This window comes from Mycobacterium sp. shizuoka-1 (assembly GCF_002723835.1).
Lineage (GTDB): Bacteria > Actinomycetota > Actinomycetes > Mycobacteriales > Mycobacteriaceae > Mycobacterium.
Window position 1 is genome coordinate 19,488 of the sequence record NZ_BEWG01000026.1, and the last position, 19,700, is coordinate 39,187.

The 19,700-nt window shown below is 68.8% G+C and carries 19 protein-coding genes; 13 read left to right on the forward strand and 6 right to left on the reverse strand.

Going from position 1 to position 19,700, the window contains the following annotated elements:
* Positions 1–116 precede the first annotated feature (116 nt).
* The 4 genes from dop to prcA all read left to right on the forward strand — a co-directional run bounded on the left by dop (position 117) and on the right by prcA (position 3,558).
* Positions 117–1,625, forward strand: coding sequence for a pup deamidase/depupylase (gene dop, locus MSZK_RS09615; protein WP_099247284.1), 1,509 nt, complete (start codon positions 117–119; stop codon positions 1,623–1,625).
* A gap of 104 nt (positions 1,626–1,729) precedes the next feature.
* Entirely contained in the window at positions 1,730–1,924 is a 195-nt protein-coding gene (locus tag MSZK_RS09620; protein ID WP_099247286.1) for a ubiquitin-like protein Pup, read from the forward strand.
* On the forward strand, positions 1,921–2,799 hold the full coding sequence (gene prcB / locus MSZK_RS09625) for a proteasome subunit beta (RefSeq protein WP_099247288.1): 879 nt from the start codon (positions 1,921–1,923) through the stop codon (positions 2,797–2,799). Before MSZK_RS09620 ends, prcB begins: the two co-directional genes overlap by 4 nt.
* Positions 2,800–3,558 carry a proteasome subunit alpha gene (gene prcA, locus MSZK_RS09630; RefSeq protein ID WP_099247290.1) on the forward strand — a complete coding sequence of 253 codons (759 nt, stop codon included), beginning with the start codon at positions 2,800–2,802 and terminating at the stop codon, positions 3,556–3,558.
* A 43-nt stretch (positions 3,559–3,601) separates the two neighbouring features.
* Here prcA and MSZK_RS09635 read toward each other — a convergent pair whose 3' ends face one another.
* From MSZK_RS09635 to MSZK_RS09650, 4 genes are all read right to left on the reverse strand, one after another.
* Positions 3,602–4,150, reverse strand: a complete 549-nt coding sequence (locus MSZK_RS09635) for a hypothetical protein (protein ID WP_142389906.1) — start codon at positions 4,148–4,150, stop codon at positions 3,602–3,604.
* Positions 4,151–4,249: 99 nt separating this feature from the next.
* The gene (locus tag MSZK_RS09640) at positions 4,250–5,944 is read right to left on the reverse strand and encodes an LGFP repeat-containing protein (RefSeq protein WP_233211204.1); all 1,695 of its coding nucleotides are present in this window, start codon (positions 5,942–5,944) and stop codon (positions 4,250–4,252) included.
* Between the two features lie 222 nt (positions 5,945–6,166).
* Positions 6,167–7,849: an alpha/beta hydrolase gene (locus MSZK_RS09645; RefSeq protein ID WP_233211205.1), complete on the reverse strand. Its 1,683-nt coding sequence runs from the start codon at positions 7,847–7,849 to the stop codon at positions 6,167–6,169.
* A 20-nt stretch (positions 7,850–7,869) separates the two neighbouring features.
* Positions 7,870–8,142 carry a hypothetical protein gene (locus MSZK_RS09650; protein WP_099247296.1) on the reverse strand — a complete coding sequence of 91 codons (273 nt, stop codon included), beginning with the start codon at positions 8,140–8,142 and terminating at the stop codon, positions 7,870–7,872.
* A gap of 116 nt (positions 8,143–8,258) precedes the next feature.
* Here MSZK_RS09650 and pafA point away from each other — a divergent pair, with 116 nt between their 5' ends.
* The 7 genes from pafA to MSZK_RS09685 all read left to right on the forward strand — a co-directional run bounded on the left by pafA (position 8,259) and on the right by MSZK_RS09685 (position 16,549).
* Positions 8,259–9,617, forward strand: a complete 1,359-nt coding sequence (pafA, locus tag MSZK_RS09655; RefSeq protein ID WP_099247298.1) for a Pup--protein ligase — start codon at positions 8,259–8,261, stop codon at positions 9,615–9,617.
* Between the two features lie 48 nt (positions 9,618–9,665).
* Positions 9,666–10,661, forward strand: coding sequence for a YafY family protein (locus tag MSZK_RS09660; RefSeq protein ID WP_099247300.1), 996 nt, complete (start codon positions 9,666–9,668; stop codon positions 10,659–10,661).
* A complete protein-coding gene (locus tag MSZK_RS09665; RefSeq protein WP_099247302.1) occupies positions 10,658–11,629 on the forward strand; it encodes a YafY family protein in 972 nt (323 codons plus the stop codon). The genes MSZK_RS09660 and MSZK_RS09665 overlap by 4 nt, the downstream gene beginning before the upstream one ends.
* Positions 11,630–11,695: 66 nt before the next feature.
* Positions 11,696–11,959: a Sec-independent protein translocase subunit TatA gene (gene tatA / locus MSZK_RS09670; protein ID WP_099247364.1), complete on the forward strand. Its 264-nt coding sequence runs from the start codon at positions 11,696–11,698 to the stop codon at positions 11,957–11,959.
* 45 nt (positions 11,960–12,004) lie between these two features.
* Positions 12,005–12,940 carry a twin-arginine translocase subunit TatC gene (gene tatC / locus MSZK_RS09675; protein ID WP_099247304.1) on the forward strand — a complete coding sequence of 312 codons (936 nt, stop codon included), beginning with the start codon at positions 12,005–12,007 and terminating at the stop codon, positions 12,938–12,940.
* On the forward strand, positions 12,924–15,704 hold the full coding sequence (locus MSZK_RS09680; RefSeq protein WP_099247306.1) for an RNA helicase: 2,781 nt from the start codon (positions 12,924–12,926) through the stop codon (positions 15,702–15,704). The genes tatC and MSZK_RS09680 overlap by 17 nt, the downstream gene beginning before the upstream one ends.
* Positions 15,705–15,760: 56 nt before the next feature.
* Entirely contained in the window at positions 15,761–16,549 is a 789-nt protein-coding gene (locus MSZK_RS09685) for a DUF4333 domain-containing protein (protein ID WP_099247308.1), read from the forward strand.
* A 70-nt stretch (positions 16,550–16,619) separates the two neighbouring features.
* Here the strand turns inward: MSZK_RS09685 and MSZK_RS09690 are convergent, their stop codons facing one another.
* Entirely contained in the window at positions 16,620–17,570 is a 951-nt protein-coding gene (locus MSZK_RS09690) for a 5'-3' exonuclease (RefSeq protein ID WP_099247309.1), read from the reverse strand.
* Positions 17,571–17,599: 29 nt separating this feature from the next.
* Here MSZK_RS09690 and MSZK_RS09695 point away from each other — a divergent pair, with 29 nt between their 5' ends.
* Together MSZK_RS09695 and MSZK_RS09700 are read left to right on the forward strand one after the other, a co-directional pair.
* Positions 17,600–18,001 carry a VOC family protein gene (locus tag MSZK_RS09695; RefSeq protein ID WP_099247310.1) on the forward strand — a complete coding sequence of 134 codons (402 nt, stop codon included), beginning with the start codon at positions 17,600–17,602 and terminating at the stop codon, positions 17,999–18,001.
* Between the two features lie 138 nt (positions 18,002–18,139).
* Positions 18,140–19,270, forward strand: a complete 1,131-nt coding sequence (locus MSZK_RS09700) for a Xaa-Pro peptidase family protein (protein WP_099247311.1) — start codon at positions 18,140–18,142, stop codon at positions 19,268–19,270.
* Here the strand turns inward: MSZK_RS09700 and MSZK_RS09705 are convergent.
* A complete protein-coding gene (locus MSZK_RS09705; RefSeq protein ID WP_099247312.1) occupies positions 19,267–19,680 on the reverse strand; it encodes a F420-dependent biliverdin reductase in 414 nt (137 codons plus the stop codon). The two genes, MSZK_RS09700 and MSZK_RS09705, sit on opposite strands and share 4 nt — an antisense overlap.
* Positions 19,681–19,700 lie beyond the last annotated feature (20 nt).

Below are 19,700 nucleotides of genomic sequence, written 5' to 3' on the forward strand. Positions count from 1 at the left end.
CGTTGCGGTGCTCCGATGTGGCGGCTTCTCAGGTGAGGCCACCCTAGCGGGAAGTCACCCCGTCCACGCGGCAGGCGCGCGACGCCGGCCGGCCCTGGCCCCGTAGGCTGGCGACCATGCAACGGATCATCGGGACCGAGGTCGAATACGGCATCTCATCGCCGTCCGATCCGACCGCCAATCCGATCCTGACCTCGACACAGGCGGTGCTGGCGTACGCCGCGGCCGCCGGTATCCAGCGGGCCAAGCGCACCCGGTGGGATTACGAGGTGGAGTCGCCGCTGCGCGACGCCCGCGGATTCGACCTGAGCCGGTCGTCCGGTCCGCCGCCGGTGGTCGACGCCGACGAGGTCGGTGCGGCGAACATGATCCTGACCAATGGCGCCCGCCTCTACGTCGATCACGCCCACCCGGAGTATTCGGCGCCCGAGGTCACCGACCCGATGGACGCGGTGATCTGGGACAAGGCCGGCGAGCGGGTGATGGAGGCCGCGGCCCGGCATGTGGCCAGCGTGCCCGGCGCGGCCAAGCTGCAGCTCTACAAGAACAACGTCGACGGCAAGGGCGCGTCCTACGGGTCGCACGAGAACTACCTGATGAGCCGGCAGACGCCGTTCTCGGCGGTGATCTCGGGGCTGACGCCGTTCATGGTGTCGCGCCAGGTGGTCACCGGGTCCGGCCGCGTGGGCATCGGCCCGTCCGGCGACGAACCGGGCTTCCAACTGTCGCAGCGCAGCGATTACATCGAGGTCGAGGTCGGCCTCGAGACGACGCTCAAGCGGGGCATCATCAACACCCGCGACGAGCCGCACGCCGATGCCGACAAGTACCGGCGCCTGCACGTCATCATCGGTGACGCCAACCTCGCCGAGACCTCGACGTACCTCAAGGTCGGAACGACGTCGCTGGTCCTGGACCTGATCGAGGAGGGCCCCCAGCACGGGCTGGACCTGTCGGATCTGGCCCTGGCCCGCCCGGTGCACGCGGTGCACGTGATCAGCCGGGACCCGTCGCTGCGGGCCACCGTGGCTTTGGCCGACGGCCGCGAGCTGACCGCGCTGGCCCTGCAGCGCATCTACCTGGACCGGGTCGCCAAGCTGGTGGACGCCCGCGACCCCGATCCGCGTGCCAGCCATGTCATCGAGACCTGGGCGCACGTCCTGGACCTGCTGGAACGCGACCCGATGGAGTGTGCCGAGCTGCTGGACTGGCCGGCCAAGCTGCGGCTGCTGGAGGGGTTCCGCCAGCGGGAGAACCTCGGCTGGTCGGCGCCGCGGCTGCATCTGGTCGACCTGCAGTACTCCGATGTGCGCCTGGACAAGGGCCTCTACAACCGGCTGGTCGCCCGCGGGTCGATGAAACGACTGGTCACCGAGCAGCAGGTGATCGACGCGGTCGACAACCCGCCGACCGACACCAGGGCCTACTTCCGCGGTGAATGCCTGCGCCGCTTCGGTGCCGACATCGCCGCCGCCAGCTGGGACTCGGTGATCTTCGACCTGGGCGGCGATTCGCTGGTGCGGATCCCGACGCTCGAGCCGCTGCGGGGCAGCAAAGCCCACGTGGGCGCGCTGCTCGATTCGGTCGACAGCGCAGTGCAACTCGTGGAACAACTCACGACCTGACGTTCGTTAGAGGGAGCAATACCGGTCGCGACCGGTAGTGTGGAGGAACCGGCGGCCCGGCCGAATGGCACGACACAGTCGCCGATCACGAGCAGGAGGCAGCGATGGCTCAAGAGCAGACCAAGCGCGGTGGCGGAGGCGGCGAGGACGACGACCTCTCCGGTAACGCGGCCGGCGGCCAGGAGCGTCGCGACAAGCTCGCCGAGGAGACCGACGACCTGCTGGACGAGATCGATGATGTCCTCGAGGAGAACGCCGAGGACTTCGTGCGCGCCTATGTTCAAAAGGGCGGACAGTGACCTGGCCGTTCTCTGATCGCCTGGCCACCAGTTCACCTCTGACCGATCTATCCTCGTTTTCCGATTTTCTGAGGCGAGAAGCCCCACAGTTGCTGCCGACCACCACCGGTGCAACCGGTGCGCTGCCGGGTGACGCGCTGCCGCACGGCACCACGATCGTGGCGCTGCGCTACCCCGGCGGTGTGCTGATCGCCGGTGACCGCCGGGCCACTCAGGGCAACATGATCGCCAGCCGCGACGTGCAGAAGGTGTACATCACCGACGACTACACGGCGACCGGCATCGCGGGCACCGCGGCCATCGCGGTCGAGTTCGCCCGGCTGTACGCCGTCGAGTTGGAGCACTACGAGAAGGTCGAGGGTGTCCCGCTCACCTTCCGCGGGAAGGTGAACCGCCTCTCGACGATGGTGCGCGGCAATCTCGGTGCGGCACTGCAGGGATTCGTGGCTCTGCCGCTGCTGGCCGGCTACGACATCGACGACCCCAACCCCGAAGCGGCGGGCCGGATCGTGTCGTTCGACGCCGCCGGCGGCTGGAACATCGAAGACGAGGGCTACCAGTCGGTCGGCTCTGGGTCGCTGTTCGCGAAGTCGTCGATCAAGAAGCTCTACGCCGGCGTCACCGACGCGGATTCGGCCCTGCGGGCGGCCGTCGAAGCGCTCTACGACGCCGCCGATGACGACTCCGCCACCGGCGGGCCGGATCTGGTGCGCGGCATATACCCGACCGCCGTGACGATCGAGGCCGGTGGCGCCGCCGAGGTGACCGAGCAACGCATCTCGGCCCTGGCTCGCGAGGTGATCGAAAAGCGTTCGGCGACCAACACATTCGGACCCGGCACGGGACCGAGCAACGAAGCACCCCGGGTGGACTAAGTGAGCTTCCCCTATTTCATCTCGCCTGAGCAGGCGATGCGTGAGCGTTCCGAGCTCGCGCGCAAGGGCATTGCCCGCGGCCGCAGCGTGGTCGTGCTCGCCTACGACTCCGGGGTGCTGTTCGTGGCGGAGAACCCGTCGCGGTCCCTGCAGAAGATCAGCGAGCTCTACGACCGGGTCGGGTTCGCGGCGGTCGGCCGGTTCAACGAGTTCGACAACCTGCGTCGTGGCGGAATCCAGTTCGCCGACACCCGTGGCTACGCCTACGACCGGCGCGATGTGACAGGTCGTCAGCTCGCCAACGTCTACGCCCAGACCCTCGGAACGATCTTCACCGAGCAGGCCAAGCCCTACGAGGTGGAGCTGTGCGTGGCCGAGGTGGCCCACTACGGCGAGACGAAACCGCCTGAGCTCTACCGCATCACCTATGACGGTTCGATCGCCGACGAACCGCATTTCGTGGTGATGGGTGGGACCACCGATCCGATCATCACCGCACTCAAGGAGTCCTACTCCGAGAACGCCGCACTCGGTGACGCGGTCCGGATCGCCGTCGACGCGTTGCGCGCCGGGATCAGCAGCGCGGCGGGTAACTCCGCACCGGCGGCCGAGCCACGCGTGCTGGGCCCCAGCACGCTGGAGGTGGCCATCCTGGATGCCAAGCGGCCGCGTCGGGCGTTCCGGCGAATCACCGGATCAGCGTTGGAAGCCCTTCTGCCCAAGAGCGAAGACGCGCCGGCGCCGGACGAAAACTCCTGACTCAACCCGTCATCGGTGGGCTCTGCGCCAGGAGTGCGATCGTTCAGCCGGCGGCTTGCCGATCTTCGGCAAGGAGGCGGATGATGTCCAGCACGTTTGCCCCGTCGAGTTCGGCGCTTCGGTCGATGAGTGCGGTGAACGTGTCGGCCAGGCCCTTGTCGCCAACCCGTCCGGCCAAGATTTCGCCCAATTCTCTACCGGTTGATATCAATTCGGCAGGGATAGGCGGTGTGGGCGTCGTGCCTGCGGTGGCCTCGAGCGCCGTCGCCTTCGCCACGACGTAGGCCACATCCAACGCAAACCTGACGACCCTGCGCCGGAGCTCGGCGTCGTCGCTCAGGGCTCGGGTGATGTCCCGTGTCGCATCGACGTCGAGTTCGTCGAGTGTCCGCGCGATCGGTGAATCGGGGAAGCGGCGGTGCATGTTGCAGAGCGGAAAATAGAGGACATTGACCTCGGTGGAATTCTCGGACCGTTTGTCGCCAGCTGAAACGTGCTCGGTGAACAGCGATTGCATGACGCGAGGTGGCGGCGCGCTGGAACCGGGGACGACTTCGCCACCCGAAGCGCGACAGGCGATGACGTCCGACATGTCGTAAACCCTCATTCCATTCAGCTCGCCGCCGACACACGTGCCGATCTGCGGTTGTTCGACAGGCATTTTGCCCCCTTCGGTTGTTGGTTTCGGCGGTCAGAGTCCGAGGTTGTCGATGGCCCGCTGTGCCTGTTGGCGCCGGAAGTCGCCGACGAGCGGCGGCAGCGGGTTGACCAGAACCTGGAGCCCACCCTGCGATGTGGTCAGGACGTCGATGACGTCGACGTTGCCGCTACCTCTCTGGTCTATCCCGGTGGGAATGCTCGCGATGAATACCGCGCCGTCGGGCACTTCCGGGTGAATCGGGTCGGAGCCGCCGCGCCAGAATGCGGTGGTGATCCCGTTGTAGACGCCGTTGGCGATCTGCCCGCTGGCTATGCCGTTGGCGGTCACCCGGTGCCAGTCCAGGGCCGCGATGAGCGTTTTCGATGCCGGTGCGGTGAATGCCGGCAGCCAGACGAGACTGAATCGCAGGCGCATCGTGATGTCGAAATCGGTATCCGGCAGCAGTCCGTTGTCCCGAAATCCGTGCAGCGCGATCGTCACCAGCCGGGGCGATGCGGCCCAGAAGCCGTAGCTCCACGGCGACACCTCGACTATCTCGGTCTGGGGATGCAGGCCTAGGCTCTGCCCCGCCCGGTGCACACCGTCGTCGATGAATGCGCGAATCATGATGCGGAGTCGCTCGGGCGAGAGATTCGCCGCGGCAGACTCTTTCACACCGTCTGCGGTCGTGATCATTGCTCCGTTCTGGAACAGCGACCACGCCACTTTCGGATTGTCCGGCGGATAGAGGCCCGGGATGTGGTAGGTGTCGGCCACGGGATAACCGAGTGGGCCGTTTTCCCAGCCGGCTGCGGCCCACCTGGCACGGACCAGGCCGGTGATGATCATCGGGCCGGTGTCCGGGGTCCAGTAGATCGAGCCCGTCTCGAAGTGGTTGTAGCGACCGATGCCGTCGGGAGTCCCCGTCTCATCTGTCGTCGGCAGCCCGAGTTGGCCGATACCGTTGGCCGCCTTGTATTTGGCCAGGATGTCCCCGTGAACTTCGTGGGCTCCCGTCTTCTCGCTGAAGTAGATGTTGTAGTCCGGGTAGCGAATGACGTAGCCGCTGCCTGCAGTCCGCAATGGGCCCCGCGGAGTGCCTGCACCCAGCTCTGCCGCTTTGCGGGTGATGTGTTGCTGGGCTTCGTCTCGCCGGATGGCCTCCGTCAGAAGGCTGCCGACGTCGATGGTCGGGGTGACCGTGTCGTGTATCGGCGAGAGCCAGGAAGGCGAGTGGACGACCCGGACCCCAGCGTGTACATCGATGTGATCGGCGCCCGCGCCGCCCTCGAGCACGACAGGATCGTGAAAGTCGGGTAATGCGTTGAGACGTCCGCAGAGGTCTTCGGTTCGCACACCCCGGAGTTGATCGCTGAGTTCGACCGCTTCGTGCAGCGCCGAGGCGAGCTCGACGTCATCGGTAGCGGACGCGAGGGCCGTGGCGACAGCTCTTCCTTCATCGATGAGTGGGTCGGCCGTGCCGACCCCGTCGGCTTCGCCGGAGGTCGCCTGCGCCGCCAGCCGGGACGCGTCGAGAACGAGCCGGGTGAATCGTGTCTTCAGTTCCGGAGTGCTGTCGAGGATGGACGCAATCGCGCCGTAAGAGGCGGAATCGAGCTTGTCCAAGCACCTGATCAGGCTGGATGCTCGGGCGCCGTTGCGCAGTGTGCGTAATGGCAGGGCCACGAGTGCGGCGGCGACTTGATCCTCGCCGTGCACAAGCGCCCCGGCCGCAGCGAGCGTCAATCGCCGTCGGCCGCCGCTCGGTGTCGTTCCCTGCGCCGAATCGCCCTTCGCCCAACGTGTTTCAGCCTGAAGGTTAGGATTGGTGTCTGTAGTCGTCATCGTGGTCCCCTCACCATTGCGGACCACATGATGGTGGCCCGCGTCCACGGTGGGCGGACAGGGTAGGGCACTACTCGAATTCTCGATCCGTCGACCGAGTAGTCGCCTCCGATTCGTGGGTACCTAGTCCAGCCGGATGTTCGACCGGTCACCGGTGATGACCGCGAGGATGTTGTGCCAGGCGTCGGAGGGCTCGTTGAGCACGTCGCTGTGCGCGGACGGCCCGGCCATCGGCAGGCCGTTGAGCCGGCGGCCCGCCGCCAGCCTGCTCACCCCGGCCATGTCGTCGGGGTCGGCGCCGTGCGCCCCGAACCAGATGCCTTGCACCAACTCGATCAGGTCGCCGGGTGCGGTCATCGAATACCGCGCTACCGCAGGGTTGCGGTTGTGCCAGTCCGACGGATCGTGCACTCCCACTCCGGATCCCGCGGCTTCGATGTAGACCACCCGGTCGGCGGTGAGACCGAAGCGCTCCGCGGTGCCGACGATCGACCCACCGTAGGAGTGGCCCAGGTAGGTCACCGGAATCTCGCCGGCCCGGCGATCGACGTCCTCACTGAACGCGACCAGTCGCCGCGCCATCTGCACTGCGTACCGGGCATCGGCCGCATCGACGACGCCGGTGAGTAGATCGCCGGTCGGAAAGGGCCCGCCGAGATAGGTGATCATCGCGACGTCGCCGCCGGAGCCTGCGACGAACCGCCGTGCGGTGGCGATGTCGTCGGCCGCACCGTCGAAGGTGGTGTTGAGCCCGGGCACCAGCACCCCCAACGCGCGCGCCCGCCCCAGGTCGCCGGAGACCTCGATCAGCGACTCGCGTGCGGGATCGAAACCGACGATCTGCCGCGGCACCCGACGGTCGTGGTCCGCGGGATCGGCGACGTCGGCCAGCAACGTCTCGTAGTACGCGATCCGGGTGTGGGCGCCGCGGTCGTAGTGGGCAAGGGCGGCGGCCCGCAGCGCCGGGTCGACGTGCAGTGCGGCCCACCACCGTTCGGCGTCGGCCGGGTTCATCGTGGGGTCGACGGCGGCGCGCAGCTTGACCTCGTCGGGTGTTTCGAGGGTGCGGCGCTCGTCGAGGATCGCGCTGGCGATGTTGATCCGGTTGGCCGCCATCCGCATGTCCCAGGGAACCCCGTCGGTGTTGCCGACCTCATGGGGCCGCTGGTCGATCAGCCGTTGGCGCTCGGCCTCGGTCATCGCGGCGATCTGGCCGGCGATGCGGTCCTGGCTCATGTCCGGCCAATCGGCCACCGGGTCTGCGGCGGCCGCCGCAGGCCGAACCGCGACCGGTTCGGCGACGGCACCGAACGCCGCGTCGATCGCCCTGGCCGCCTCGGCGTCGGCCGCGCCGAGTTCGCCGAGCGCGGCCCGCAGCCTGCGGGTCAGTTCGCCGGCCCGGGCGTCCAGCATCGCCCGGGCCGCCGGTTCGGCGCCGCCACTGCACGTCACCAGCAGCGGCGCCGCTGTCACCGGGGGCCCGACCGCACCGTCCTCGGCGACCGGGCAACCCTCGTCGCGCGCGGTGGCCAGCACGGCCAGCACCCGATCCCGGCCGCGGCCGATGACCTCGGCCGCGTCGCGCGCCTCGGCGGCGGCCAGAACCAGGGCCCGGCAGGCCCGGCGAAGACCCGCGGTGGTCGGTCCGATGGCGTCACGGGCGGCGCCGGCCGCCGAGCCGGTGAACACACCGGAGCTGCCCGCGACCGCGCCGTCGACCGTCTCGGCCTGGGATTGCAGCCGGCCCGCGGCCTGATCCCACTGCTCGGCCACATCGGCCAGCGCTTCGGGCCGCCAGGCCTGCACCTGCGAGACACTCGGGGCCCTCACCGCGTCGGGAGGCGCTGTGCGCCGATGCTGTCGGCGGCGGCCAGGTCGCCGGCCGATCCGCGCGCCGAGCGGGCCCAATCCCGCACATCCGTCCCGAGCCGGCGCACGTCAGCGGTGACGCGCCTGGGCGCGTCCAAAGTGCCTAGCGCAGAACCGGGTAGCGCCTCGACGCCGGGAATCTCGACGGCCGTGAGGTCGTCCGCGGTGCGGGTCAGGCGGTCCGCGAGGGCATTCAGCGCGGCGATATCGACCGCGACGGGCTCGGGCACGGCTCATCGTGACACGCAGGCAGCCACCGGTTTCTCGGCCATCCACAGGAATTGCAAACGTGTTTCGCTCGCCGCTTGGGCACCGCTAGCGGAAACCAACCAGTAGGCTCGACAGTGTGCAGCGGAGAATCATGGGCATCGAAACCGAGTTCGGTGTCACCTGCACGTTCCACGGCCACCGCCGGCTGAGTCCGGACGAGGTTGCCCGGTACCTGTTCCGCCGGGTGGTGTCGTGGGGCCGCAGCTCGAACGTGTTCCTGCGCAACGGCGCGCGCCTGTACCTCGACGTGGGCAGCCACCCGGAGTACGCCACCGCCGAATGCGACAACCTGGTGCAACTGGTCACCCACGACCGCGCCGGTGAACGGGTGCTGGAGGACCTGCTCATCGACGCCGAGCAGCGGCTGGCCGACGAGGGCATCGGCGGCGACATCTACCTGTTCAAGAACAACACCGATTCGGCCGGAAACTCCTACGGCTGCCACGAGAACTACCTGATCGTGCGGGCCGGTGAGTTCTCCCGGATCTCCGACGTGCTGTTGCCGTTCCTGGTCACCCGCCAGCTGATCTGCGGCGCGGGAAAGGTGCTGCAGACCCCCAAGGCGGCCACGTTCTGCCTGAGCCAGCGCGCCGAGCACATCTGGGAAGGGGTGTCCAGCGCGACCACCCGGTCCCGGCCGATCATCAACACCCGCGACGAACCGCATGCCGACGCCGAGAAATACCGGCGGCTGCATGTGATCGTCGGCGACTCCAACATGTGCGAGGCCACGACCATGCTCAAGGTCGGCACCGCCTCGCTGGTGCTGGAGATGATCGAGGCCGGGGTGGCGTTCCGCGACTTCTCGCTGGACAACCCGATCCGCGCGATCCGCGAGGTCAGCCACGACCTGACCGGGCGCCGGCCGGTTCGGCTGGCCGGTGGCCGTCAGGCCAGTGCGCTGGACATCCAGCGCGAGTACTACGCCCGCGCGGTGGAATACCTGCAGACCCGCGAACCGAACACCCAGATCGACCAGGTCGTCGACCTGTGGGGCCGCCAGCTCGACGCCGTCGAGAGCCAGGATTTCGCCAAGGTGGACACCGAGATCGACTGGGTGATCAAGCGCAAACTGTTCCAGCGCTACCAGGACCGCTACAACATGGAGCTGTCCGACCCCAAGATCAGCCAGCTTGACCTGGCCTACCACGACATCAAGCGTGGCCGCGGCGTGTTCGATCTGCTGCAGCGCAAAGGCCTGGCGACCCGGATCACCACCGACGAGGAGATCGAGGCCGCCGTCGACACGCCGCCGCAGACCACCCGCGCCAAGCTGCGCGGCGAGTTCATCAGCGCGGCGCAGGAAGCCGGCCGGGATTTCACCGTCGACTGGGTGCACCTCAAGCTCAACGACCAGGCGCAGCGCACCGTGCTGTGCAAGGACCCGTTCCGATCGGTCGACGAGCGGGTCAAGCGGCTCATCGCCAGCATGTGACGAGCGCGCCGCACGAGCGGCGCGCCGATCCCGGCTAAGGTTTTCCGAGTGGCGACATCCAAAGTCGAGCGGCTGATGAATCTGGTCATCGCGCTGTTGTCGACCCACGGCTACATCACCGCGGACCGGATCCGCGCGAGCGTGGCGGGATATGCCGACAGCCCCAGTGACGAAGCGTTCTCCCGGATGTTCGAGCGCGACAAGAACGAGTTGCGCGATCTGGGCATCCCGTTGGAGACCGGACGGGTCTCCACTTTCGACCCCACCGAGGGCTACCGGATCAACCGGGACGCTTACGCGCTGCCCGACATCGAGCTCACCGACACCGAAGCCGGCGCGGTGGCGATCGCCACCCAGCTGTGGCAGTCGCCAGAGCTGGTCACCGCGACCCAGGGCGCGCTGCTGAAGTTGCGCGCGGCCGGCGTCGACGTAGACCCGGACGCCGCCGTCGCGATCACCACCGCGTCGGGACCACCCGGGCTGCGTGGGTCGGAGGACGTGCTGGGAAACCTGTTGTCGGCCATCGATTCCGGTCAGCCGGTGCAGTTCCGGCATCGCTCGCTGCCCACCGATCCCTACACCGTGCGCACCGTCGAGCCGTGGGGTGTGGTCACCGACCGGGGCCGCTGGTATCTCGTCGGCCATGACCGGGACCGCAACGCCACCAGGACGTTTCGGTTGTCCCGGATCGGCGCCGACATCACCATCGTCGGGGAGCCCGGTTCGGTCGCCCGGCCGGACGGAGTCGATCTGCGGGCCATCGTCGACCGGGCCCTCGGCGAGGCGCCCAGCGGGGTGAAGGCATCGGTATGGGTGGCCGACGGCCGGGCGATGTCGTTGCGCCGCAACGGTAGATCGGCGGGGCCGCGGACCATCGGCGGCCGCGTTGGCGAGGTCATCGAGCTCGACATCGGCACCCGCGACCGGCTGGCCCGCGAGGTCGCCGGATACGGGGCCGACGCCCTGGTTCTGGAACCGGCCACGCTGCGCGAGGACGTCCTGGTCCGGTTGCGTGCCCAGGCCGGCGAGGGCGGCGGCGCATGACCCCGGTGTCCACCCGCCTGGTGCGGCTGCTGAACATGGTCCCGTACCTGAAGGCCAACCCGAGCATCACCTACGACGAGGCCGCCGCCGACCTCGGCGTCAGCCGCAAACAACTCCAGCAGGATCTCGACCAGCTCTGGATGTGCGGCCTGCCCGGCTACGGGCCTGGCGACCTGATCGACTTCGAATTCTCCGGGGACACCATCAAGGTGACGTTCTCGGCTGGCATGGACGAACCGCTGCGGCTGACCTCGCCGGAAGCCACCGGCCTGCTGGTCGCGCTGCGCGCGCTGATCGACATCCCCGGCGTCGTCGACCCGCAGGCCGCGCTGTCCGCGATCGCCAAGATCGAGTCGGCGGCCGGCACCGTCAGCCACGACCACACCCATACCGTCGTCGCGGTTCAGGAGCGGGCGCCGATCGAGAGCGACACCGCCGCGGCGGTGCGCGCGGCCGTGCGCGACGGTCGGGCGCTCAGTATCGAGTACTACTCGGCGTCGCGGGACACGCTGTCGAGCCGGGTGGTCGACCCGATCCGGGTGGTGCTGGTCGGCGACCACAGCTATCTGCACGCCTGGTCCCGTGACGTCGACGGGGTGCGGTTGTTCCGGTTCGACCGGATCGTGGCGGCCAGCGTGCTCGACCAGCCCGCCATGCCGCCCGAGCCGGCCGTGGCGGCCCCGCCGGACACGTCGCTGTTCGACGCCGACCCGGCGCTGCCTGCCGCGACCCTGCTGGTCGCGCCGACAGCGTCGTGGATGCTCGAGTACTACCCGATGCGGATCCTCGACGAGCTGCCCGACGGCTACCACAAGGTCGCGATGACCTATGCCTCGGAGGAGTGGATGACCAGGCTGCTGCTGGGATTCGGCGCCGACGTCGCCGTGTCGGGGCCGGAGTCGCTGGTGGCCAGGGTGCGTGCCCGCGCCGCGGCGGCGGTGGCCGCGTACGCCGAGCTGGGGGGCTGACCTGCATCCCCGCTTGTCGCGGGGCTGCCTGCGGTAGCATCGAACCAACATCTGGAGGTGACCAAATTGGGTGCTCTACAACCGTGGCACTGGCTGATTCTCATCGCCGTGGTCGTGCTGCTCTTCGGCTCGAAGAGGTTGCCTGACGCCGCCCGCTCGCTGGGCAAGTCGATGCGCATCTTCAAGTCGGAGGTCAAGGAGCTGCAGAGCGAAGGCAAGACGGAACCTCCCGTCACGCCCGCGCAGCCGGCCACCCAGGTTCAGTCCGAACGCGTCGAGGCGCCGGTGACCCCGCCGGCCCAGAGCCACACCGACGCCAAACCGGCCTGATCCCGACCACGACCAGGCGCCCGCGCGCCGTAGTTGGACGCTGCCGTGCGCACCCCTAAATTCCTGTCCCGGCTGGATCCGCGACAACGTCGCAGCCGCACCAACCCGGACGGGACCATGTCCCTCGTCGACCACATCCGGGAACTGCGGACCCGGCTGCTGATCTCGATGGGCGCGATCGTGCTCACCACGATCATCGGCTTCCTCTGGTACAGCCACGGCTTCTTCGGCGTGGAGAGCCTGGGCGAGTGGCTGCGCGAACCCTACTGCTCGCTGCCCCAGTCAGCGCGCGCCGACATCAGCGCCGACGGCGGCTGCCGGCTGTTGGCGACTGCCCCGTTCGACCAGTTCATGCTGCGCCTCAAGGTCGGTCTGACCGCAGGCATCGTGCTGGCGTGCCCGATCTGGCTGCACCAGCTGTGGGCGTTCATCACTCCCGGCCTGTACCGCAACGAGCGCCGGTTCGCCTCGGTGTTCGTCTTCTTCGCGGCGCTGCTGTTCGTGGCCGGCACCGTGCTGGCCTACTTCGTGCTGGCCAAGGCGCTGCACTTCCTGCTGACCGTTGGCAGCGACGTCCAGGTCACCGCGCTGTCCGGTGACCAGTACTTCGGCTTTCTGATCAACCTGCTGCTGATCTTCGGCGTCAGTTTCGAGTTCCCGCTGCTGATCATCATGCTGAACCTGATCGGGGTGTTGCCCTACGCCAAGCTCAAGGCCTGGCGCCGCGGCCTGATCTTCGGGGTGTTCGTGTTCGCGGCGTTCGCCACGCCCGGCTCGGATCCCTTCTCGATGCTGGCGCTGGGGTTGGCGCTGACACTACTGCTGGAGTTCGCGATCCAGATCGCCCGCCTGCACGACCGGCGCAAGGCCAAGCGCGAGGCGCAGGCCGAGATCCCCGACGACCAGGCCGCGCCCATCGAGGCGCCGACGCCGGTGGCCGCCCCGGCGACGTTTGCGGCACAGCATGACGACGTCACCTGAGACCGTCGGGGCGCAGCTGCGTCAGTTCAGCGACCTGTTGACGTTTCGGCTCGACCCGTTCCAGGTCAAGGCATGTGACGCCCTCGAACGCGGCCACGGCGTGCTGGTCTGCGCTCCGACCGGGGCGGGCAAGACGGTCGTCGGCGAGTTCGCGGTGCACCTCGCGCTGGCCGCAGGGCGAAAGTGCTTCTACACCACGCCGATCAAGGCGTTGAGCAACCAGAAACACAATGATCTGGTGCGCCGCTACGGCGCGGAGAACATCGGTCTGCTGACCGGTGACCAGTCGGTCAACGGCGACGCGCCGGTGGTGGTGATGACCACCGAGGTGCTGCGCAACATGCTGTACGCCGGTTCTGATTCCTTGCAGGGGCTTTCCCATGTGGTGATGGACGAGGTCCACTTCCTGGCCGATCGGATGCGCGGCGCGGTGTGGGAGGAGGTGATCCTGCACCTGCCCGACGACGTGCGGCTGGTCAGCCTGTCGGCCACGGTGAGCAATGCCGAAGAGTTCGGCGGCTGGATCCAGACCGTCCGCGGCGACACCACCGTGGTGGTCGACGAGCACCGTCCCGTGCCGTTGTGGCAGCACGTGCTGGTCGGCAAGCGGCTGTTCGACCTGTTCGACTACGACCGCGAGGGCAAGACCCACCTCGTCGACCCGGACCTGATCCGGCACATCGCCCATCGGCGCGAGGCCGAACGTCTCACCGACTGGGAACCGCGCCGCCGCGGCTCCGGCCGTCCCGGCGGCCGACCGGGTTCGGGCCTGTACCGGCCGCCGTCGCGCCCCGACGTGATCGCCTCGCTGGACCGCGAAGGCCTGCTGCCGGCCATCACGTTCATCTTCTCCCGCGCCGGCTGCGACGCCGCGGTCAAACAGTGTCTTCGCAGCCCGCTGCGGCTGACCGACGACGAGGACCGCAAGCGGATCGCCGAGGTCATCGACCGCCGCTGCGGGGATCTCGCCGACTCCGACCTGGCGGTGCTCGACTACTACGAATGGCGCGAGGGTCTGCTCCGCGGGCTGGCCGCCCACCACGCCGGCATGCTGCCGATCTTCCGGCACACCGTCGAGGAGCTGTTCACCGCCGGCCTGGTCAAGGCGGTGTTCGCGACCGAGACGCTGGCGCTGGGCATCAACATGCCCGCCCGCACGGTGGTGCTGGAGAAGCTGGTCAAGTTCAACGGCGAGCAGCACATGCCGCTGACGCCGGGGGAGTACACCCAGCTCACCGGCCGGGCGGGGCGACGCGGCATCGACGTCGAGGGTCACGCCGTCGTGCTGTGGCACCCCGACGTGGAGCCCGCCGAAGTCGCCGGTCTGGCGTCGACCCGGACGTTCCCGCTGAAGAGCTCGTTCGCCCCGTCGTACAACATGACGATCAATCTGGTGAACCAGATGGGCCCGGAACAGGCCCACCGGCTGCTCGAGCGGTCCTTCGCCCAATACCAGGCCGACCGGTCGGTGGTCGGGCTGGTGCGCGGGGTCGAGCGCGGCGAGAAGATGCTCGGCGAGATCGCCGCCGAACTGGGCTGGGATCGGCGCACGAACCCCGACCGGGAACCAGCGGTCCTGGACTACGTGCGGTTGCGCGCCAAGATCGGCGAGCGGGAACGGGCCCAATCCCGCGCGTCGCGGCTGCAGCGCAGGCAGGCCACCGCGGACGCGCTGTCGGCCCTGCGCCGCGGCGACATCATCTCCATCACCCAGGGCCGTCGCGGCGGGTTGGCCGTCGTCTTGGAGCCGGCCAACGATCCCGCCGATCCGCGCCCCCTCGTTCTGACCGAAAACCATTGGGCCGGAAGGGTTTCCTCCGCCGATTTCGCCGGTGCGACGGTGCCGATGGGCTCGATGTCCTTGCCCAAGCGGGTCGAACACCGCCAGCCCAGGGTGCGCCGGGACCTGGCGTCGGCGCTGCGTTCGGCGGCCGCCGGGCTGAATGTGCCGTCCGCCCGGAAACGGCGCGGCGATCGCGACGAGCCCGGTGACGTCGACCCCGAGCTGGCGTCGCTGCGGGAGGCAATGCGCCGCCACCCCGTGCACGGGCTGGCGGACCGGGAAGCCAAGGTGCGCATCGGTGAGCGCTATCTGCGCGTAGAACGCGACAACGAGCAGATCCGCGCGAAAGTCAGCGCCGCCACCAACTCGCTGGCCCGTACGTTCGACCGGATCGTCGGTCTGCTGACCGAGCGCGGGTTCATCGAGCAGAGTGGCGGTGATTTCGGCGTCACCGCCGACGGCAGGCTGCTGGCCCGGATCTACAACGAGAGCGATCTGCTGGTCGCCGAATGCTTGCGCGGCGGCGTCTGGAAGGGGCTGGCTCCGGCGGAGCTGGCGGCGGTGCTCTCGGCGGTGGTGTTCGAGACCCGCGGCAGCGACGGGCCCACCCCGGCGCACGCGATCGAGATGCCGACGGCCAACGTGCGCCGGGCACTGGTCGAGATGCGCCGGATGTCGGGGCAACTGCGGGCCGACGAGAACCGGCACCGGATCGCCCCGACACGCGAACCCGACGGCGGCTTCGTGGCCGCGATCTACCGCTGGGCGACGACCGGCGATCTGGCCGCCGCGCTGGCGGCCTCCGACGTGGCCGGGGCCGGCACGCCGCTGCCCGCAGGCGATTTCGTGCGGTGGTGCCGCCAGGTGCTCGACCTGCTGGACCAGGTCCGCAACGCGGCACCGCAATCCGGCCTGCGGAGCACCGCGAAACGCGCGATCGAGGACGTCCGGCGCGGCGTCGTCGCTGTTGATGGCGGGTAGGGTTGTGCAAACGCTACGGTGGGAGCGGCGAATCGCGACCAGATCAAGGAGAGACGATGAGCGGACCGCAGGGATCTGACCCCAATCCCTGGCAGGCTCAGCCCGGGCAGGGTCAGGATCAGCCTGCCGCCGGCTCCGAGCAGCCCACGACCGCTGCGCCGTCTTGGCAACAGCCGGAATCGCAGGCTCCCGAGACGCCGGCCTGGCAGCAGCCGACCAGCGAACCGCCGGCCTGGCAACCGCCCGCCTACACGCCCCAGCAATACCCGCAGTACGGCCAGCAGCCGCCGCAGGGTTACCCGCAGCAGCCCTACCCGGCGCCGACCGAATACGCCCCGGGCGGCTACGGTCAGCCGCAGTACGGCCAGCCGCAGTACGGTCAGCCCGGCCAGTACGGTCAGCCGCCGCAGTACGGCCAATACCCGCAGCCCGGTCAATATCCCGGCCAACCGGGCGAACCGGGCCAGTACCCCTATCCCCAGCAGCCGGGGGGCGAAGAGGCCTCCAAGCGGTCGATGGCCGTGATCGGCACGGTCGTCGGCCTGCTCGCCGCGATCGTCGTGGTGGCCGTGCTGGTGCTGGGCTTCTGGAAGCCCGGCTTCTTCGTCACCACCAAGCTCGACATCGGCAAGGCCCAGCAGGGCGTGCAGAACATCCTCACCGACGAGACCAACGGGTACGGCGCCAAGAACGTCAAGGACGTCAAGTGCAACAACGGCCAGAACCCGACGGTCAAGAAGGGTGACACCTTCACCTGCGAGGTGAGCATCGACGGCACCAAGCGCCAGGTGACGGTGACGTTCCAGGACGACAAGGGCACCTACGAGGTCGGCCGGCCCAAGTAATCGCGCTGAGATAGCGCTCACGCACGGTTCGGCAGGCAATGTCCGTACGTGAGCGCTCACTCAACGTGGATCAGAGGGCGTCCAGCGCTTTCTGCAGCCGCCCGATCGACGATCCCACGCCGTAGGCGTGCGCCAATTCAGCGACCCGGGCCGGGTCGGCGGCGGCCAGCGGTAGCCGGTCGTCGCCGGTGCTGAGGTCGACCGGCGCATCGCGGGCCACCTGCACCACCGGTCCGGCGGCCTCGATGTAATCCGTTGCCGCCAGAATCTTGCTCCGAAAAGCCTTGGACAGCTTGGACTTCGGATCGTGTGCCGCGGCCAGGATGTCGGCCAGCGACCCGTACTGGGACAGCAGCGTCGCGGCCGTCTTCTCCCCGACGCCGGGCACACCGGGCAGGCCGTCGGACGGATCGCCGCGCAGCAGCGCCAGCTCGGCGTAGGCAGGGCCGGCGCGGTGCACCGGCACCCCGTACTTCTCGGCCACCTCCGGCGGACCGAACATCGTCGCGTTGGACAGGCCGCGGCCCAGGTACAGCACCCGCACGGCCACCGGGTCGTCGCCGACGAGCTGCAGCAGGTCGCGGTCACCGCTGACCACCACGACCGAATCGCGCTGCTCGGCGGCGGCCAGGGTGCCCAGCACATCGTCGGCCTCGTAGCCGGCGGCACCCGCGGTGGCGATCCCGAACGCGTCGAGCAACTCCATGATGATGTCGACCTGTGGGCTCAGCTCGTCGGGTACCTCCTCGACATCCGTTTGGCCGCTTGGCTTCTGCTCGGCCACCCGGTGGGCTTTGTACGACGGGATCGCGTCGACCCGGAACTGGGGGCGCCAGTCCAGGTCCAGGCACACCACCAGCCGGCCCGGCCGTTCCCGGGCGATCAGCGTCGCCACGCTGTCCACGAAGCCACGCACGGCGTTGACCGGCCTGCCGTCCGGCGCGGTGATCGACGAGGGCACCCCGAAGAACGAACGGAACCACATACTTGCGCCGTCGAGCAGCAACACCGGTGCGGACATGCGAGCCATCCTGCCAGTAGCGTTGAGCCATGTCGTTCGCCATCGAGCGGATCGACCACGTCGTGCTCAACTGCCGCGACGTCGAGACCGTCGCCGACTGGTATGTGCGCGTGCTCGGCATGCGCAGGGAGGTGTTCGCCGGCACCAGGGTGGCGCTTCGGTTCGGCGATCAGAAACTCAACCTGCGGCCCACCGGCGCGCCGAACTGGCCGACCGCAGCAACGGATTCGCCCGGTTCACTCGACCTGTGCTTCGTCACCACAGCCACCCCCGACCAGGTGGCGGCGCAGTTGCGCCGAGCCGGTGTGACGATCACCGAGGGGCCCGTGCCGAAGACGGGCGCGCTCGGTCCGATGACCTCGCACTACTGCCGCGACCCCGAGGGGAACCTGGTCGAGATCGCCAGTTATCCGGCGTCGCGGAACAGGTAGAAGCCGGTGGTGATCACCTTGTCGCCGGTGCCGCCCCAGCGGCACTTGAGTTCGGCGGCATAGGCAGCGGGATCACCGGTGAGTCACGGGTGTCGCGCAGCATCGCGTCATCGTGTGCCTGCAGCTAGCCTGGCTGGCATGACCGCCAGCGCCGCCAGCAGATTCAGCAGCGATGTCTATGCCCGTCGCCTCTCGGCCGCCGCAGCCGCGGCCGCCGACGCCGGGGTGGCCGGGCTGGTGATCACCCCCGGGTACGACCTGCGCTATCTCGTCGGGTCGGCGGCCCAGACCTTCGAGCGGCTGACCGCGCTGGTGGTGCCGGCGACCGGCACGCCCAGCGTGGTGGTGCCCCGGCTGGAACTGGCGTCGCTGAAGGAGTCGGCGATCCTCGAACTCGGGCTGGATGTCGCCGACTGGGTGGACGGCGACAACCCCTACGAGTTGGTGGCCGCCGCGTTGGGTGGACACGCGCGGGTCGCGGTGACTGATTCGATGCCCGCATTGCACCTGTTGCCGCTGGCGCAGCGGCTCGGTTCGGTCCCGGTGCTCGCCACCGACGTCCTGCGGACACTGCGAATGATCAAGGACCCCGCCGAGATCGACGCGCTGCGCAAGGCGGGTGCCGCGATCGACCGGGTGCACGCCCGGGTGCCCGAGTTCCTGGTGCCCGGCCGCACCGAGGCCGACGTTGCCGCAGATATCGCCGAAGCCATTGTCGCCGAGGGTCATTCAGAAGTGGCATTCATCATCGTGGGATCCGGGCCGCACGGCGCCGATCCGCACCACGAGCAGTCCGACCGGGTGCTGCAGGCCGGCGACGTCGTGGTCGTCGACATCGGCGGCCCGTACGCGCCCGGCTACAACTCGGACTGCACTCGCACCTACAGCCTCGGGCAGCCCAGCGCCGAGATCGCCGAACAGTACGCCGTGCTGCAGCGCGCGCAGGCCGCCGCGGTCGCGGCGGTACGCCCCGGGGTGACCGCCGAGCAGGTCGATGCCGCCGCCCGCGACGTGCTGACCGAGGCCGGTCTGGGCGAGTACTTCGTGCACCGCACCGGGCACGGCATCGGGCTGTCGGTGCACGAGGAGCCCTACATCGTGGCGGGTAACGAGCTACCGCTGGCCGAGGGGATGGCGTTCTCGGTGGAGCCGGGGATTTACTTCCCCGGCCGCTGGGGTGCGCGCATCGAGGACATCGTGATCGTCACCGCCGACGGCGCGGACGCGGTGAACGCAGGTCCGCACGAGCTGACGGTGGTGCCCGTCTAGGTCTTGGTGTGGTCCAGCAGCCCCGAGGAGCCGAGCACCCGGGTGACATGTACCTCGATGACGACGCGTTTGGGATTCACCCGCGGAGTGCGATAGCGCTGGGCGTAGCGCAGCTCGGCGTCGCGAACCGCGTCCGGGTCCCGGTTGACGCTGGCCTGACCTTCCAGAGACAGCCAGCGGGCGCCGTCGACCTGGGACAGCACCCCGACGCCGGACCGCTCGGCATTGACGGCCTTCTGCGAACCGTCGCTGGTGATGACGCGGGCGATGTGGGTCTTGGGATCGAAGGTGAAGCCGACAGCCACCACGTGGGGTGAGTTGTCCGAGCGCAAGGTCGTCAGCATCGCGAGGTGGCGTTCGGTGAGGAATGCCAACGCATCGCTGGTCAGCCGGGTCGTTGAGTTCGCCATCAAGCTCCACGCTAGCGCAG